General features: G+C 68.1%; 13 protein-coding genes. 10 read left to right on the forward strand and 3 right to left on the reverse strand.

What is annotated here, in order from left to right:
- Positions 1–23: 23 nt before the first annotated feature.
- The 10 genes from G8346_RS01370 (at position 24) to G8346_RS01415 (ending at position 13,957) form a co-directional block, all read left to right on the forward strand.
- A complete protein-coding gene (locus G8346_RS01370) occupies positions 24–2,144 on the forward strand; it encodes a cytochrome D1 domain-containing protein (RefSeq protein ID WP_370520511.1) in 2,121 nt (706 codons plus the stop codon).
- Positions 2,145–2,209: 65 nt separating this feature from the next.
- On the forward strand, positions 2,210–2,743 hold the full coding sequence (gene msrB, locus G8346_RS01375; protein ID WP_166047465.1) for a peptide-methionine (R)-S-oxide reductase MsrB: 534 nt from the start codon (positions 2,210–2,212) through the stop codon (positions 2,741–2,743).
- Positions 2,740–3,378, forward strand: coding sequence for a peptide-methionine (S)-S-oxide reductase MsrA (msrA, locus tag G8346_RS01380; protein WP_370520512.1), 639 nt, complete (start codon positions 2,740–2,742; stop codon positions 3,376–3,378). The genes msrB and msrA overlap by 4 nt, the downstream gene beginning before the upstream one ends.
- Before the next feature lie 30 nt (positions 3,379–3,408).
- Positions 3,409–5,481, forward strand: a complete 2,073-nt coding sequence (locus G8346_RS01385; RefSeq protein ID WP_166047467.1) for a S9 family peptidase — start codon at positions 3,409–3,411, stop codon at positions 5,479–5,481.
- Positions 5,482–5,641: 160 nt separating this feature from the next.
- Positions 5,642–6,820, forward strand: coding sequence for an efflux RND transporter periplasmic adaptor subunit (locus G8346_RS01390; protein WP_166047469.1), 1,179 nt, complete (start codon positions 5,642–5,644; stop codon positions 6,818–6,820).
- Positions 6,820–9,945, forward strand: a complete 3,126-nt coding sequence (locus G8346_RS01395; RefSeq protein WP_166047471.1) for an efflux RND transporter permease subunit — start codon at positions 6,820–6,822, stop codon at positions 9,943–9,945. The genes G8346_RS01390 and G8346_RS01395 overlap by 1 nt, the downstream gene beginning before the upstream one ends.
- Positions 9,938–11,356, forward strand: a complete 1,419-nt coding sequence (locus G8346_RS01400; RefSeq protein ID WP_166047473.1) for an efflux transporter outer membrane subunit — start codon at positions 9,938–9,940, stop codon at positions 11,354–11,356. The genes G8346_RS01395 and G8346_RS01400 overlap by 8 nt, the downstream gene beginning before the upstream one ends.
- Positions 11,353–11,964, forward strand: a complete 612-nt coding sequence (locus G8346_RS01405; protein WP_206202522.1) for a TetR family transcriptional regulator — start codon at positions 11,353–11,355, stop codon at positions 11,962–11,964. The genes G8346_RS01400 and G8346_RS01405 overlap by 4 nt, the downstream gene beginning before the upstream one ends.
- A 115-nt stretch (positions 11,965–12,079) precedes the next feature.
- Positions 12,080–12,520, forward strand: a complete 441-nt coding sequence (locus G8346_RS01410; RefSeq protein WP_166047477.1) for a universal stress protein — start codon at positions 12,080–12,082, stop codon at positions 12,518–12,520.
- A 63-nt stretch (positions 12,521–12,583) separates the two neighbouring features.
- The gene (locus G8346_RS01415; RefSeq protein ID WP_166047479.1) at positions 12,584–13,957 is read left to right on the forward strand and encodes a GntP family permease; all 1,374 of its coding nucleotides are present in this window, start codon (positions 12,584–12,586) and stop codon (positions 13,955–13,957) included.
- On the opposite strand, the gene G8346_RS01420 is transcribed toward G8346_RS01415, so the two are convergent.
- From G8346_RS01420 to G8346_RS01430, 3 genes are read right to left on the reverse strand one after another with little or no spacing between them, the layout of a single operon-like run.
- Complete coding sequence (locus G8346_RS01420) at positions 13,954–15,279, reverse strand: MFS transporter (protein ID WP_166047481.1); 1,326 nt, start codon at positions 15,277–15,279, stop codon at positions 13,954–13,956. The genes G8346_RS01415 and G8346_RS01420 overlap by 4 nt on opposite strands.
- Before the next feature lie 10 nt (positions 15,280–15,289).
- Complete coding sequence (locus G8346_RS01425; protein ID WP_206202523.1) at positions 15,290–15,754, reverse strand: YaiI/YqxD family protein; 465 nt, start codon at positions 15,752–15,754, stop codon at positions 15,290–15,292.
- A 4-nt stretch (positions 15,755–15,758) separates the two neighbouring features.
- Positions 15,759–16,241 carry a Crp/Fnr family transcriptional regulator gene (locus G8346_RS01430; RefSeq protein ID WP_166047483.1) on the reverse strand — a complete coding sequence of 161 codons (483 nt, stop codon included), beginning with the start codon at positions 16,239–16,241 and terminating at the stop codon, positions 15,759–15,761.
- Positions 16,242–16,290 lie beyond the last annotated feature (49 nt).

The raw sequence follows: 16,290 nt of genomic DNA on the forward strand, positions 1-16,290 counted from the left end.
AGATGTTGAGCCGATTGATATCCGTGGCATTCCTCGCGGCGCTGGCGGCGCCGGGCTGCGAGGCCAGGGGCCAGTCCGAGGGCGTGGACAAGGCAACCGCCGTGCATGCGGCCGAGGTGGCCTCCGCCGGCCAGGGCCTGGAGGCGCGGCTTGCGGCGGGCGAGAAGGTGTACCAGAACGTCTGCCAGGCTTGTCACGGGCCGACGGGTGCCGGCCTGCCCGGCGCCTTCCCTCCGCTCGCAGACTCGGACTGGATCGACGCCAACCGGGAGCGCCTGCCGGAGATCGTTTTGCACGGTCTCTCCGGCGAGATCATGGTGAACGGCAAGAAGTACAACGCCGTCATGCCGCCGATGGCTTATCTCAGCGACGAAGACGTGGCCAATGTGTTGAGCTTCGTGCTCAATTCCTGGGACAACGCCGGCGGCGAGATCCAAGTGGCCGAGGTGGCCCGGGCGCGCGCAGGCGGCGCGGGCCAGGCGGCTGCCGAGGGACCGGCAGACCATCCCGTGGCGGGCACGCCGTCCCTGAAGTACGAGGGCGCCCCGCTGGGAATGGATCCCGATACGGCGCGGCGCCTGGTGGATTCCGAGGGACCGCCGATCACGGAGGCCGAATGGGCGCGATCGACTGAGCTCTACTTCGAGCGCTGCGCCGGCTGCCACGGCGTCCTGCGCCGCGGCGCCACCGGCAAGCCCCTGACGCCGGACATCACGCGCGAGAAGGGCACCGAGTACCTCAAGGCCCTGATCACTTACGGCTCGCCGGCCGGCATGCCGAACTGGGGCACGTCAGGCGACCTGACCGAGGGCGAGATCCAGGCCATGGCGCACTTCCTGCAGCACGAGCCACCGGCGCCGCCGGAGTGGGGCATGCCGGAGATGCAGGCGTCGTGGAGCGTCTTCGTGCCGCCGGAGGAGCGTCCGACAAAGCCGCAGCATGATCGCAACATCGAGAATTTCTTTGCCGTCACGCTGCGCGACGCGGGCCAGATCGCCATCATCGACGGCGACACCAAGGAGATCGTGTCGGTGGTGGACACCGGCTACGCGGTGCATATCACGCGTCCTTCTGCTTCGGGACGCTATGCGCTCACCATCGGCCGCGACGCGAAAATCGACATGATCGACCTGTGGGCGAACCCGCCGAACCGTGTGGCCGAGATCAAGATCGGTCTCGAGGCGCGCTCGGTGGAGACCTCGAAGTACAAGGGCTACGAGGACAAGTACGCCATCGCCGGCGCCTACTGGCCGCCGCAGTACGTGGTCATGGACGGCGACACCCTGGAGCCGCTGAAGATCGTCTCCACGCGCGGCATGACCGTGGATACGCAGGAATACCATCCGGAACCCCGCGTCGCCGCCATCGTGTCCTCGCACGAGCATCCCGAGTTCATCGTCAACGTCAAGGAGACCGGGCAGATCCTGTTGGTGGACTACAGCGACGTGAATGCGCTGAAAGAGACGACCATTGGCGCGGCCCGCTTCCTGCACGACGGTGGCTGGGACGCCAGCAAGCGTTACTTCATGACCGCGGCCAACCAGTCCGACAAGATCGCCGTGGTGGACGCCAAGGAGCAGAAGCTGGCGGCGCTGGTCGACGTGACCCGTATCCCGCACCCGGGCCGTGGCGCCAACCTGGTCGACCCGAAATTCGGGCCCGTGTGGGTGACCTCCGCGCTGGGCAACGAGGAAATCACCTTTATCGGCACGGACCCCGAGGGGCATCCCGAGCAGGCCTGGAAAGCGGTACGCATCCTGGAGGGGCAGGGCGGCGGTTCCCTGTTCGTCAAGACGCACCCGAAGTCGCGCAACCTCTGGGTGGATACGCCGCTCAACCCGGACGAGGGCATGAGCCAGAGCGTCGCCGTGTTCGACATCGATAACCTCGAGGCCGGCTTCGAAGTGCTGCCCATCGCGGAGTGGGCCAATCTCGGCCCGGGTCCCAAGCGGGTGGTGCAGCCGGAGTACAACCAGGCTGGCGACGAGGTCTGGTTTTCGGTCTGGAACGGCATGGACCAGCGCTCGGCGATCGTGGTGGTCGACGACAAGACGCGCAAGCTGAAGAAGGTCATCGACGACGCGCGCATCGTTACCCCGACGGGCAAGTTCAACATCTACAACACGGTGCACGACGTCTACTGAGACGCAACTCCAAACCCCTTGCGTGGTCGAACTACAATCTGTCGATCACGCAAGGGGAGTTGGATATGCACAGGAGAATCCTGTTGGGCCACATGGCGGCGGTGCTGGTTGCCCCGCCCCTGTGGCCTTCTTTAGTGATGGCGGAGCCGTCCGGGGCGGGTGCGCACGATGCCGGCGGTCGGCTGCAGGCGGCCCGGGAGGACTGGAAAGAGATCCTGCCGGAGGACCGCTACCGCGTGCTGTTCGAGGAGGCGACCGAGCCTGCGCGCAGCAGTCCGCTGGACAAGGAATACGGTGACGGCACCTACATCTGTGCCGCCTGTTACCAGCCCCTGTTCGACAGCGCCGACAAGTTCGACAGCGGCACGGGCTGGCCCAGCTTCATCCGGCCGCTGCCGGGCGCGATGGGCACGAAGCGCGATTTCAAGCTCATCTGGCCGCGCACCGAGTACCACTGCAGCCGCTGCGGCGGCCACCAGGGCCACGTCTTCAAGGACGGTCCGCCGCCGACCGGCGAGCGCTGGTGCAATAACGGCCTGGCGCTGGAATTCGTGCCCCGCGGCGAGGCTCTCCCACCGCTGCGGGACCCGGGACAGTGAGCGCCGGGATGCGCCGGCTGGGCCTGGCGCTGCTGGGACCCGTGCTGCTGGCCTGGGCGGCTTACAGCGTAGCGGCCGAGGACACAGTGCCGGCCGCCGGCGCCGAGACGGCCCGCGCGACCTTCGCGGGCGGCTGCTTCTGGTGCATGGAGCCGCCCTTCGACAAGCTCGAGGGCGTGCTTTCGACCACCTCGGGCTATGCCGGCGGCCCGGAGCCGGACCCGACGTACGAGCAGGTGGCCCGGGGACTCACGGGTCACGCCGAGGTGGTGCAGGTGGTCTACGACCCGGCGCGCATCAGTTATGAGGAGCTGCTGCAGGTGTTCTGGCGCAACATTGACCCGCTGGCCGTCGACCGGCAGTTCTGCGACGCCGGACCCCAGTACCGCAGCGCGATCTTCTACCATGACGAAGCCCAGCGCGCGGCGGCGGAGAAATCGCTGCAGGAGATCCGCACGCGTTTCAGTGCGCCGGTGGCCACCGTGATCGCGCCGCTGGGAGGCAGTTTCTACCCGGCCGAGGCCTACCACCAGGACTACTACCTGAAGAACCCGCTGCGTTATCGTTTCTACCGCTTCAACTGCGGGCGGGACGAGCGCCTCGAGTCCTTGTGGGGCGCAGAGGAAGAAAGATAATAAGGAACAGTGGGTTAAAAGGGAAATATCATGCGATTTCTTACTATAGGGCTGGTGCTGGCCGCGCTTGCGGTACCGCAGCTCGGCCTCGCGGCGGCGCGGCCCTTCGACGTCGAAGACCTGGTGAACCTTGCGCGTGTCTCCGATCCCCAGCTGGCGCCCGACGGACGCACCGTGGCCTACGTCCTGCGGGAGACCGACCGGGACGGAAACCGGGGCGTGACCGGCATCTGGCTGGCGCCCGCCGACGCTGCAGCGGCGCCGATTCGCCTCACCGCCCCGACGGCGAGCGCCTGGCATCCGCGCTGGGCGCCCGATGGCCGGGGGCTGTATTTCCTTTCGACCCGTGGCGGCGAGGCACAGGTGTGGAGGCTGCCGGTGGCCGAGGCCGGCGAGGCGCGCCAGGTGACGGATTACCCGGTGGGCGTCAATGCCTTCGCAGTGTCGCCGCGAGGCGACCAGCTGGCGCTGAGCATGGACGTGTTCCTGGACTGCGAGGACCTGGCGTGTACCCGCGCGCGGCTGGACGAGCGCGCGGCTGAGCCGGCCACCGGTGTCGTACACGAGCGGGTTTTCGTGCGGCACTGGGACAGCTGGAAAGACGGGCGCCGGGCACAACTGTTTCTCGGCGAGTTGGGCGAGGGCGGCGAGGCAGCGGCGCCGCGACGCGTGAGCGTCGGGCTGGATGCCGACATCCCCACGCGCCCCTTCGGCAGCGCCGAGGAATGGGCGTTCAGTCCGGACGGCAGCGAGTTGCTGTTCGTGGCGCGCGTCGCGCCTGAAGGCGAGCCCTGGAGCACCAACACCGATGTCTACCGTGTGGCGGCGCGAGATGAGCCGGTGTTGGAGAACCTCACCGCGGCCAATCTGGCCAGTGACACCAGCCCGGCGTGGTCGCCGGACGGGCGCTACATCGCCTGGCTGGCTATGAGCCGTCCCGGCTTCGAGGCCGATCGCTACCGCATCATGCTTCGCGACCTGCGCTCGGGCGCGACGCGCGAAGTGGCGCCGGAATGGGACCGTTCCGCACACGGACTGGCGTTCGGCCCGGACGGCCGCAGCGTCTTCACCTGGTCGGACGATCTCGGCCACCGCCGCTTGTTCCGGGTCGAGCTGCGGTCGGGTGACACCACGGTGCTGAGCGGGGACGGCAGCGTGGCGGGCTTCAGCGTCGGGCGCGATGGCGTCGCGTTCGCGCGCCATGACCTGGCCGCACCGGCCCAGTTATTCGTCACCGACGTGCGCGGACGCGGCGAACGCCAGCTGACCAGTCACAACGCGGCACTCCTGGACGAAGTCGCTTTCGGCGCCTACGAACAGTTCAGCTTCGCCGGCGCCGGCGGAGAGAAGGTCTACGGCTGGGTGGTGAAGCCCGTGGGCTTCGAGGCCGGGCAGCGCTACCCGGTGGCTTTCATCATCCACGGCGGGCCGCAGGGCAGCATGGGTAACTCCTTTCACTACCGCTGGAACCCCCAGACCTATGCCGGCAAGGGTTATGCGGTGGTGTTCATAGACTTCCATGGATCAACAGGTTACGGGCAAGACTTCACAGACAGCATCAGCGGGGACTGGGGAGGCAAGCCGCTCGAGGACCTGCAGCTGGGCTGGGCCGCCGCGCTGGCGCGCTATGACTTTCTCGACGGCGAGCGGGCCTGCGCGCTGGGCGCCAGCTACGGCGGTTACATGATCAACTGGATCGCCGGCGCCTGGCCCGACGGTTTCGCTTGCCTGGTCAACCACTCCGGGATCTTCGACAACCGCAGCATGTACTACTCGACCGAGGAGCTGTGGTTTCCGGAGTGGGAGATGGGCGGGCCACAGTTCGAGGCACCGGGAGGCTTCGAGCACCACAACCCGGTCAACCTGGTGGCGGAATGGCGCACGCCCATGCTGGTGATCCACGGGGCGAAGGACTTCCGTGTCCCGCTGGAGCAGGGACTGGCTACCTTCAATGCCTTGCAGCGGCGCGGCATTCCCAGTCGTTTCCTGTACTTCCCCGACGAGAACCACTGGATCCTCAAGCCCGCCAACTCGGTGCAGTGGCACCGCGTGGTGGAGGCCTGGCTGGGACAGTGGATCGGTGGGGGCGGGCCGGAAAACTAGGCCCTCCAGGGTGGCGGCGGGGTGGCGAGTGTCTTGCTCCCGGTTGTTTACATACATTCACGAATGTATAATCCGGCGCCTGATCACTTGCCACCGCGCCCTTCAGGTTGCCTGCCATCCCGCGATCGAAAGGGCGCTTGCCTTATCCCGGAGTCTCAGCATGCGCGCTCTCGAACATTCCCGTCGCGGTCTCGTGTTGGGGCCCTGGCTCGTCGTTGTGCTGTCACTCGCCGCCTGTGGGCGTGAGGACGGAAGCGGCGGGCCCCAGGGACCGGGCGGTGCCGGCGCCATGCCCCCGGCGCCCGTGACGGTTGCGTCTGTCGAGCCTGAAACCATAGCGATCGAGGCGGACTACACGGCCCGCGTGCGCGGTATGCGCCATGCCGAAGTGCGCGCGCGGGTGGGTGGAATTCTCGAGGAACGACTTTACGAGGAAGGCGCCGAGGTGGCTGCAGAAGCGCCGCTGTTCCGCATCGATCCCGCGCCTTATCGCATCGCGCTGGAGCGCGCGCGCGCGGAGCTGGCGAATGCACGCGCTGCGCTCAACCAGGCCGAGCGCGAATGGCGGCGGGTGTCCGGCCTGTTCGACCAGGCTGCAATCAGCGGGCGCGAGCGTGACCTGGCCTTGTCGAACAGGGAGCTCGCGCAGGCGCGGCTGGCACAGGCCGAAGCCGGCGTCTCGCAGGCGGAGCTCGAACTCGGTTACACCACCGTGCGCGCTCCGGTGCCGGGCACGACGGGGCTGGAGCAGGTCACGGCAGGCAATCTCATCAACGTCGGCGCGCTGCTGACCACGGTGACGCAGCTCGACCCGGTGCAGCTGCGGTTTGCACTGCCGGCGACCGACGCGGCCACGCGCCGTGCGCTGCAAGATAACGCTGCGGTGGAGCTGGGCGTCGAATTGTACTGGCCCGATGGCAGCGTCTACGCGCATCGCGGACAGTTGGATTACCTGGCCAGCAACGTGGACCCGGATACGGGCAACGTGGTGGCGCAGGCGGTGTTTCCCAACCGCGAACGTGCTTTGCGGCCAGGGGAGACGGTTCGCGTGCGCCTGGTGGTGGATCGATTGGAAGGCGTGTTCCTGCTGCCGCCGGAAGCGGTGTCGCAGGGCGCCGAAGGCCCCAAGGTGTTCCTGGTGACGGAAGAGAACACGGCGCAGGCGCGGGCAGTCCGCCTGGGCCCGCTGGTCGGCGGCCGGCAGGTGGTGCTGGAGGGGCTCGGCGCCGGTGACCGCGTGGTAATCAACGGCCAGGTCGCGCTGCAGGATGGCGCGGCCGTGACCCTGGAGGGCGCGGGGCAGGGCGCGGGACAGGGCGCAGGCGACGGGCAAGGCTGATGCTGCGTTTCTTCATCGACCGGCCGATCTTCGCCTCGGTCATCTCCATCCTCATCATTCTCGGGGGGGGCGCCGCGCTGCGCGCCCTGCCGGTGGAGCAGTACCCGAACGTGGTGCCGCCACAGGTCGTGGTGACGGCCGTGTTCCCCGGCGCCAGTGCGCAGGTGCTGGCGGATTCGGTGGCGGCGCCGCTGGAGCAGGAGATCAACGGCGTCGACGACATGATCTACATGGAATCCTCCGCCAACGACTCCGGCGTGGTGCAGCTGACGGTCTCCTTCGAGATCGGCACCGACCCGGACCAGGCCCAGATCAACGTCAATAACCGGGTACAGGCGGCGCTGCCGCGCATGCCGCAGACCGTGCGCAACCTGGGCGTGCGCGTGGAGTCGCGCTCCACCAGCATCCTCATGGTGCCGGTCATGCTGTCGCCCGACGGGCGCTACGACACGCTCTACATCAGCAACTATGCGCTGCTCAACGTGCTCGACGAGCTGGTGCGCCTGCCGGGCGTCGGCAATGCCTCGTTGTTCGGCGCACAGGACTACTCCATGCGCATCTGGCTGCGCCCCGACCTGCTGGCGCAGTACGGTCTCACCCCCAGCGACGTGGCCGCCGCGCTGCGCGAGCAGAATGCGCAGTTCGCTGCCGGCCGGATCGGCGCGGCGCCGGCGCCCGCGGACCAGGCCTTCACCTTCGCCGTCTCCACGCGCGGCCAGCTCGCCACCCCGGAAGAGTTCGAGAACATCATCCTGCGCAGCGGCACGGACGGGGCCATTTTGCGGCTCGGCGACGTGGCACGCGCCGAGCTGGGCGCGCAGAACTACGGCTTTTCGGCCACTTACAACGGCAAGCCGGCGGTGCCGATGGGCATCTTCCTGCAGCCCGGCGCCAATGCGCTGGAGACTGCGGACGCCGTGTACGCCGCCTTCGAGGAGATGTCGCAGCGCTTCCCCGAGGGACTGGAGTACCGCATCCCCTACGACACCAGCGACTTCGTGCGCATCTCGATTCGCGAGGTCTACACCACGCTGCTGATCGCGGTCGCGCTGGTGGTGCTCGTCACCTTCGTGTTCCTGCAGCACCTGCGCGCAACGCTGATCCCGGTTGCCGCCATCCCCGTGTCGCTCATCGGCACTTTCCTCGGCATGCAGGCCTTCGGCTTTTCCGTCAACCTGCTCACCCTGTTCGGCCTGGTGCTTTCCATCGGTATTGTCGTGGACAACGCCATCATCGTGATGGAGAACGTCGAGCGGCTGATGCACGAGGAGAACCTCAGGGCGCGGGAGGCTTCGATCCAGACCATGCAGCAGGTAGCGGGCGCCGTGGTGTCCTCGACGCTGGTGCTGGTGGCGGTGTTCGCGCCGGTGACTTTTCTCGGCGGGCTCTCGGGCGAACTCTATCGCCAGTTCGCCGTCACCATCGCCATCTCGGTGGTGGTCTCCGGCATCGTCGCGCTCACGCTCACCCCCGCCATGTGCGCCTTGCTGCTGGACAAGGAGGCGAAGACCGTACCGGCGCCGTTCAGGGCCTTCAACCGCGGCTTCGAGGCGGTGACGGGCGCCTTCGTCACCGGCGTCAGCTTCCTGCTGCGCCACAGCCTGGCAGGCGTGCTTGCGTTTGCGGCGATCATCGTCGTCACCGCGTGGCTGTTGCTGCGGCTGCCCGGGGGGCTGGTGCCGCAGGAGGACCAAGGGGTCTCCATCGTCGTCGGCCAGCTGCCGCCCGCTGCGGCCCTGCAGCGCACCGAGCAGGTGAGAGACGCTATCACCGGTGCCCTGCTCGGTGATTTCCCGGAGGTGCGCGAGTTCACCAGCTTCGCCGGTTTCGACATCATCGGCCGGGCCGAGAAGAGCAACGCCATCGTCGGCTTCGCGCGCCTGGCGGACTGGGACGAGCGCACCGGCCCGGGCCAGGACTCGGCCTCCGTGACCGGACGCATCATGGGGCTGGGCGTCGGGATCCAGGAAGCGAACGTGTTTGCATTCACGCCGCCGCCCATCCAGGGGCTGTCCCTCACCGGCGGCGTCGAGGGATACCTGCAGGGGCGCGGCCAGCTCGACGTGGACGACCTGGGCATGCTGTCCAACCGGATGTACGGGGCCACCGCGGACAGGCCGGAGATCGGCAGCCTGCGCATGTTCATCGACCCCAGCGTGCCGCACTATCGCGCCGAGATCGATCGCGACCGGGTACGCGCCCAGGGCGTGCCGATCAACTCGGTGTTCGAGGCGATGCAGAGCACCTTCGGCAGCCTGTACGTCAACGATTTCACGCTCGAGGGCCGTAACTGGCAGGTGAACGTCCAGGCCGAGGGCGACTTCCGCAGCGAAGCGGAAGACCTGCGTCGAGTCTTCGTGCGGGCCGGTGACGGCAGCATGGTCCCGCTCAGCTCGCTGGTGCGCCTGGAGCGCTACGGCGCTACGGACACGGTGGATCGCTACAACCTCTTCCCTGCGATCCGCTTTCTTGCCGAGCCGGCGCCGGGCTACACCACCGGCCAGGTCAAGGCCGCGCTCGAGGCGGGAGTGGCGGAGAACTTCGGCAACGAGGCGCGGCTGGGCTGGATCGGCGAGGCCTACCAGCTCGAGGCCGCGGAGGGCGCAGGCGGCGCGGCCTTCGCCATGGGCCTGGCGATGGTGTTCCTCATCCTCGCGGCGCAATACGAGCGCTGGTCGCTGCCGCTGGCCGTGGCCACCGCCGTGCCCTTCGGCGTGCTGGGCGCGGTGCTGGCGAACACGTGGCGCGGTTATCCGAACGACATCTACTTCCAGGTCGGCCTGCTGGTGCTGATCGGGCTCGCGGCCAAGAACGCCATCCTTATTGTCGAGTTCGCGGCGCAGAACCGGGCCGACGGACTCAGCGCCCTGGCGGCGGCGACCCGCGCCGTGCGCCAGCGTTTCCGCGCCATCATGATGACGGCACTGACCTTCATCATCGGCAGCCTGCCGCTGGTGTTCGCCACCGGCGCGGGCGCCGCCAGCCGGCGCGAGATCGGCACCGTGGTGGTCGGCGGCATGATCCTGGCGAGCACCCTGGCGCTGCTGTTCGTGCCGCTGTTCTACAAGTTGCTGGAGGACCTGTCCTCGTGGCGGCGTGGCGGCAAGGAGGCCGACCATGTGTAAGAGGCGCCTGCTGCTGCTTCCGCTGGCGCTGATCCTGGGCGCCTGTGCGGTGGGCCCTGATTACCAGCGGCCGGAGCTGGAGTTGCCGCAGGCGTGGCCCGACGCGCTGGCGGTCCCGGCGTCCACCGCAGCTGAAATACAGGCCTGGTGGCGCCGCTTCGACGACCCGGTGCTGGATGAGCTCATAGAGCGCGCCCTGGAAGACAACCTGGAGCTGCATCTCGGGTTTGCGCGTGTGCAGGAAGCCCGTGCGCGGGTGGGCCTGGCGCGCGCAGAGCAGTTTCCCACCGTGGCGCTGCAGGCCGAGGCCTCGCGGCAGCGCCAGCCCGCCGCTGCGATCGGCCTCGAGGGGATCGAGATCCCGCCGCGCAACGTGTTTTCCGTCTCCGGCGTGCTGTCCTACGAACTCGACCTGTGGGGGCGGCTGGCGCGCAGCAGGGAGGCCGCGCTGGCGGAGCTCGAACGCAGCATGTTTGCGCACGAGGCCCTGCGCATTACGCTCGTTGCCGACGTGGTGACCGGTTACTACGGGCTGCGCAGCGCCCAGGCGCAGCTCGACATCACGCGGCAGACGCTGGCCTCGCGTGAAGAGAACGTGCGCGTGCAGCGGCTGCGCTACGAGGCCGGGATGGTCGACGAGCTGGTGGTGATGCAGTCGGAATCCGACCTTGCCACCGTCAGGGCACAGCTGCCGGCGCGTGTCGACGCCGTATACCGCCGAGAGAGCGCCCTGGCCATCCTGGTCGGGCTCGATCCGGCCGCGCTGGTGGCGGGCCTCGACCTCGGCGCGCCCGTCGAAGAACCCGCGGCGGCAGGGATCGCCATCCCTGAGGTCCTGCCGGCCGAGCTGCTGGCGCGGCGTCCGGACCTGCGTGCCGTCGAAGCGGGCCTGGAGGCGGCGACGGCAAGGGTGGGCGTGGCCATGGCGGCACGCCTGCCGGAGCTCGACCTCGCCGCCCTGGTGGGCACGGTCGCCGGAAGCACGGGTGATCTTTTCAGCAGCGAGGCCGAGTCGTGGCGGGTCGGTGCGGCGGCCTCGGGCCCCTTGCTGGATTTCGGCCGCGGGCGCGCCGGTGTGGAGATTGCCAGTGCCCTCATGGAACAGGCGGAGCTGCAGTATCGCGCAGCAGTGACGGTGGCGGTGGCCGAGGTGCGCGACGCCCTGCGGGCGTACGACAACAGCCTTGCCGCGCAGCGCGCGGTCGAGGACCAGGTGGCCGCACTGCGTCGCACCGAGGCCCTGGCCGACATTCGCTACCGGGAGGGTTACATCAGCATCATCGAGCTGCTCGATGCGCAGCGCGGCTTGCTCAACGCGGAGCTGCTCCTCGCGCAATCGCGCGCCGACCACTACGCCGCCACCGCCACGCTGTTCAAGGCGCTGGGCGGGGGATGGGAACAGTCGTGGTGAGGCGGACCCGCGCCGAGGCCGACGCCACCCGTGAGGCGCTGCTGGACGCGGCCGAGCAGGAATTTCTCCAGCGCGGCGTGTCCCGCACCAGCCTCGAGCATATCGCCCGGCGGGCCGGCGTGACCCGCGGTGCCATCTACTGGCACTTCAGGGACAAGAGCGACCTGTTCGCCGCCATGCTCGAGCGCGTGCGGTTGCCGTTCGCGAACATGGCGGATGAGTACCGCCGCGAAGTCGGCGGCGACGATCCCATAGGGCTGCTGCGCAAGCTGTGCCGCATCGCCTTCGCGCAGCTGGATGAGAACGAGACCTACCGCAACGTCTACAGCATCCTGCTGACGCGGTGCGAATTCACCGGTGAGGTCAACCCTGCCTTCGAACAGCAGCTCGCCATCGACGCCGAGAGCCTGCAGCGCGTGGAGGGCGATTTCCAGCGAGCGCGGGAACTCGGCCACGTGCGCGCCGGGCTGGAACCGCGCGTCGCAGCGCTGGCGCTGTATTCCCTCATGCACGGCATTTACGTCTCCTGGTTGCGCGCGCCGGACAGCTTTTCCATCCGCCGGGACGGAGAGGCGATGCTCGACCTGTTCTTCCGCGGCCTGGCCTGATCTACCCGGCCTGGCGTCCTTGCCGCGGCGGCATGGCGGCATGGCGGCGCGGCGACGGCGAACTACACTTTGGCTGCAAGCATGGTTCGCACCGGCTGAAGGCAGGAGAAGCAGCATGAAGGGATACATCAACTCGATTCTCGTTCCGATCGACGGCTCCGAGAACTCGGTGCGCGCCGCGCGCTTCGGCATCCAGCTGGCCGCGGCCCTCGAGGCGCAGGCGAAACTGCTCTACGTGTTTCCGGCAGCATCGGTGGAACTCATCGGCCTGGCGGGAATTTCGCGCCAGGACATCGAGGAGGCAGCCCAGGAGTGCGCGCAGCGCGCCTTCAACCAGGTCCGCCTCGGGCTGGATGCGGACATGTTGCAGCGGGTCGAGGAAGAAATCGCCATCGGCGCCCCCGCCGAGGAGATCATCGCGCGTACGGAAGCCGATCCCGCCACCCTGGTGGTGATGGGCCGGCGCGGCCACTCGCGGATGAAGACACTGGTGCTGGGCAGCATCAGCGACAAGGTGATGCGCCACGCGGCGAGCCCGGTCACGCTGGTCAACTGAGAACGCCGGTACTCGTGGCGTGCCCTGCTGGACGGTCGGGGCGCGTCGGATTATCTTGCGTCGATGTTCGCGAACGTAGGCCTGCTGCTGTCCCTCGCCCTGCTGATCTGGCTGGTGCTGCGCGGTGTCAACGTCATACTCGCCTCGCTCCTGGCGGCCATCGTCGTCGCGCTGAGCAACGGCCTGCCGCTGACCGAGAGCCTGCTGCAGCACTATGCCACCGGTCGCTCCGGCGCTTTCACCTTTGCCGGCCAGTTCTTCCTGATCTTCATCGCCGGGGCGATCTTCGGCAAGGTCATGGCGGAGGGTCGCGCCACCACGACGATCGCGCTGATGTTCCGCGACCTGCTCGGGCGCGAGCGGGTGCTGTGGATCATCATGCTGGCCTGCGCGCTGCTGACCTATGGCGGGGTGGTGGTTTTCGTCGTCATCTTCGCCGTCTATCCGCTGGCGATGGAGCTGGCGCGCGACGCCAACACGCCGAAGCGCCTGCTCGCCGGCGCCGCGGCGCTCGGCGCCGGCACCTTCACCATGACGGCCATGCCGGGAACGCCCTCGATCCACAACGTCATCGCAGCCCGGGCGCTGGGTACCGACCTGTTCGCGGCGCCCATGCTGGGGATTGTCGCCAGCGCCCTGATGGTGGTGTTCGGCATGGCCTACCTGGAACGGGAGCGCCGCGCCGCCCTGGCGCGCGGCGAAGGCTTCGATCCTGCCCCCCACGAGCACGTGCCGGAGGATGATGAGCTTGAGGCAGGGCTTCCCGGGCGTGCCGTTGCGCTCGTGCCGCTGCTTGTCGTGCTGGGCATCATCATCGGGCCGCGGCTGCTGGGAATGGTCGTCGCACCGGACTCGGACACGCTGATGGCGCGCGTCATCGGCTTCGCAGCCAGCCAGCCCGTGTTCTGGCCCAGCCTGGCGCTCGCCGTGGGCACCGTGCTGGCGTTGCTGTTGCTGCCACGCCTGCGCGGGCAGTGGCTGGCCAGCATGGGGCGCGGCACCAACGACGCCATCCTGCCGATCATGAACACGGCCGCCATCATCGGTTTCGGCGGCGTGGTCATCCAGACCGCGGGATTTGCCGCTTTTTCCGGCCTGGTCGTCGACAGCGGTCTGCCCCCGCTGCTGTCGGCCTATCTCTCAGTCAGCACGGTCGCGGCGATCACCGGCTCCGCTTCCGGCGGCCTGCAGATTTTCATGGCCTCGCTGGCGCCGCGTTATCTCGAGATGGGTATCGAGCCCGAGCTGCTGCACCGGATCTCCACCCTGGCGTCGGGCGGCCTGGACTCGCTCCCGCACTGCGGCGCCGTGGTCGTGATGCTGACCATCATGAGCCTGACTTATCGCAAGGCCTACCGTGACATCGCCATGGTGACCATCGTCGTGCCGGTGATGGCCGGCCTGCTTGTCCTGGCCCTGGCGGCGCTTGCGGCCTAGGCAGTGCGGGAAGCCGGCGCGTCGAGCGTCAGGTTGCGGCAGCGTGTTTCCACCAGGAACAGCGACGCGAACAGCGCGAGAGCCGCGAATCCGGCCAGCAGCCACAGGCCGCGCCCGTAGTCGGCAGCGGCATACACCGGAACCCCGTTGACCACGGTGCCGTCCCAGCCGAGGTCCATGGCCCAGCCGAACAACGGCTGGAACACGGCGGTGCCGAGAAACAGGCCGGTGTTCACCAGGGCGATCGCCATCCCGGAGAGGGCCGGGGAGGTGACTTCCTTGGCATGGGCGTAGGCGACGACAAAACTGCCCGCGCTGAGGCCGAGGACGCCGAACAGGGCATAAGCAAGTACGCCTGGGCCCCAGGGCAGGAACAGCAATGCCAGGGACACTGCGAGGTAGAGCAGAGCGCCGCCGCGCAGGATCGGGACGCGACGTCCCATGCGATCCGACAGGCTGCCTGCAAGCAGGCAGCCGACGGCGAAGGCCGCGGTCGCCAGGGTCGTGTAAAGCGATGCGTCGCCGCGGCTGAGGCCATGCACGTCCCGCAGCATGGGTACGGCCCACAGGCCGAGCATGGCAAACAGGCTGCCGGTCATGCCGAAGTCGTAGAAAAACCCCGGCCACAGCCGGCGATTCGCGATTACGGTGCGCAGGTCATGAAACCAGTGACGCTCGCGCGCGGCGTGCGACTCAAGCCCTTCCATCTCGCGCACCGAGGGGAAGCCGAGTTCCTCGGGCCGATTGCGCACCAGCAGCCAGGAGGCCACGCCCAGCGCTACGGCGAATACCCCGAGGCCGACGAACAGGGTGCGCCATTCCATGCGCATGAGCAGCAGCGCCATGGGTCCGGTGGCCGCGATGGCGCCGATGTTGCCGAGCAGCAGGGTGAGGCCGCTGATGGTGCCGTAGCGGCGCTCGCTGAACCACACCGTATTGCTTTTCATCAGGCCGACGAACACCACGGAGACGCCAAGACCGACGAGGAAGCGGCCGAAACTCGCGGCGGCGAAGGTCTCGGCCAGCCCGAAAACGATCGCGCCCGCACCCGCGACCACGTTGCCGATGGTGACGGCAAAACGCGCGCCGAGCGTGTCGGCCAGTACCCCGGCGGGAATCTGCATGGCGGTGTAAATGTAGAAGTACATCGCGGCCAGCGAGCCGAGCGCAGCTGCCGTGATGCCGAAAGCCTGCGACAGCTCGGCGGCCACCATGGCCGGAGCGAAGCGATGAAAAAACGCCAGCATGTAAGCGGCGATCAGCACGCCGTAAATCGTCCAGCGCACGCGCTCGAAGCGCCCGGCGTCGTAGTGGTGGCTCATGGTCTCGGGCTCACAAGGCCTCGCGGACGGCCAGCTCCAGTGCCTGGAGGAAACGCGAGCGGTCCTTCTGCGTGAAAGGCGGGGGACCGCCGCCCATGCCGTAGGCGCGCAGGTCGGCCATCAACTCCCGCGTGGCCAGCGCATTGCCGATATTGTCCTCCGTGAAGGGCTTGCCTGTGGGTGCGAGCACCCGGGCACCTTTTTTCAGCGCCAGGGAGGCGAGCGGAATGTCCGCGGTGATGACGATGTCATTTGCGCTGAGCTGCGCCACGATCCAGTCGTCGGCGGCATCGAAAGCGCCGGAGACGACTTCGAGCCGGACGCGGGGCCCGCGCGGCAGGGCCATTCCCGAGTTGGCGACAAAGGTCACCGGCAGGCTGTGGCGCACGGCGACGCGCACTGCTTCGGCCTTGACCGGGCAGGCGTCGGCGTCGACGTAGATGTGCGGCGATTCGGTGTCCAGGCGGGCAGGCACGGGATCAGTAACGCCCGCCGGTCTTCATCATGTAGTTGCGCATCTCCGCACTCTCGAAGTTCATGCGCATCAGGTTGCTATGCGTGACGCGGAACAGGGCACGCATCACCTTGTAGACCACCCAGGGGTGACTCTCGACCAGGCTCTCGAAGTCCGCGGGCTCGAGCGTCAGGACGATGCTTTCTGCCTCGGCGCGCAGTGCGGCCTTGCGCTCTGAGCCGTCGAGAAAGGCGCGCGTGCCTGCGCACTCGCCCACGCGCAGCTGGTAGATCGGCTGTTCCTCCTCGCCGTCCACCTTGCAGACGCTGATGCGTCCCGCGGCGAGCATGAACAGGGTGCGACGCGACTCGCCTTCGCCCACCAGGAGATCACCGGATTTCAGTTGCTCAACGCCCATTTTGCCAGCCAGGGCGGCGGCCTCTGCGGCCTCCAGCTCGACGCCGAGTACCGAGCTGGCGACGGCTTGTGTCTTGTCGATGTCAGTCATTGTCTTATCCAGTTTGTTGGCGCGGCATCGGGCCGCGAACTGAAGCGTA

It is taken from the genome of Thioalkalivibrio sp. XN279, assembly GCF_011089885.1.
Classification (GTDB): domain Bacteria; phylum Pseudomonadota; class Gammaproteobacteria; order Steroidobacterales; family XN24; genus XN24.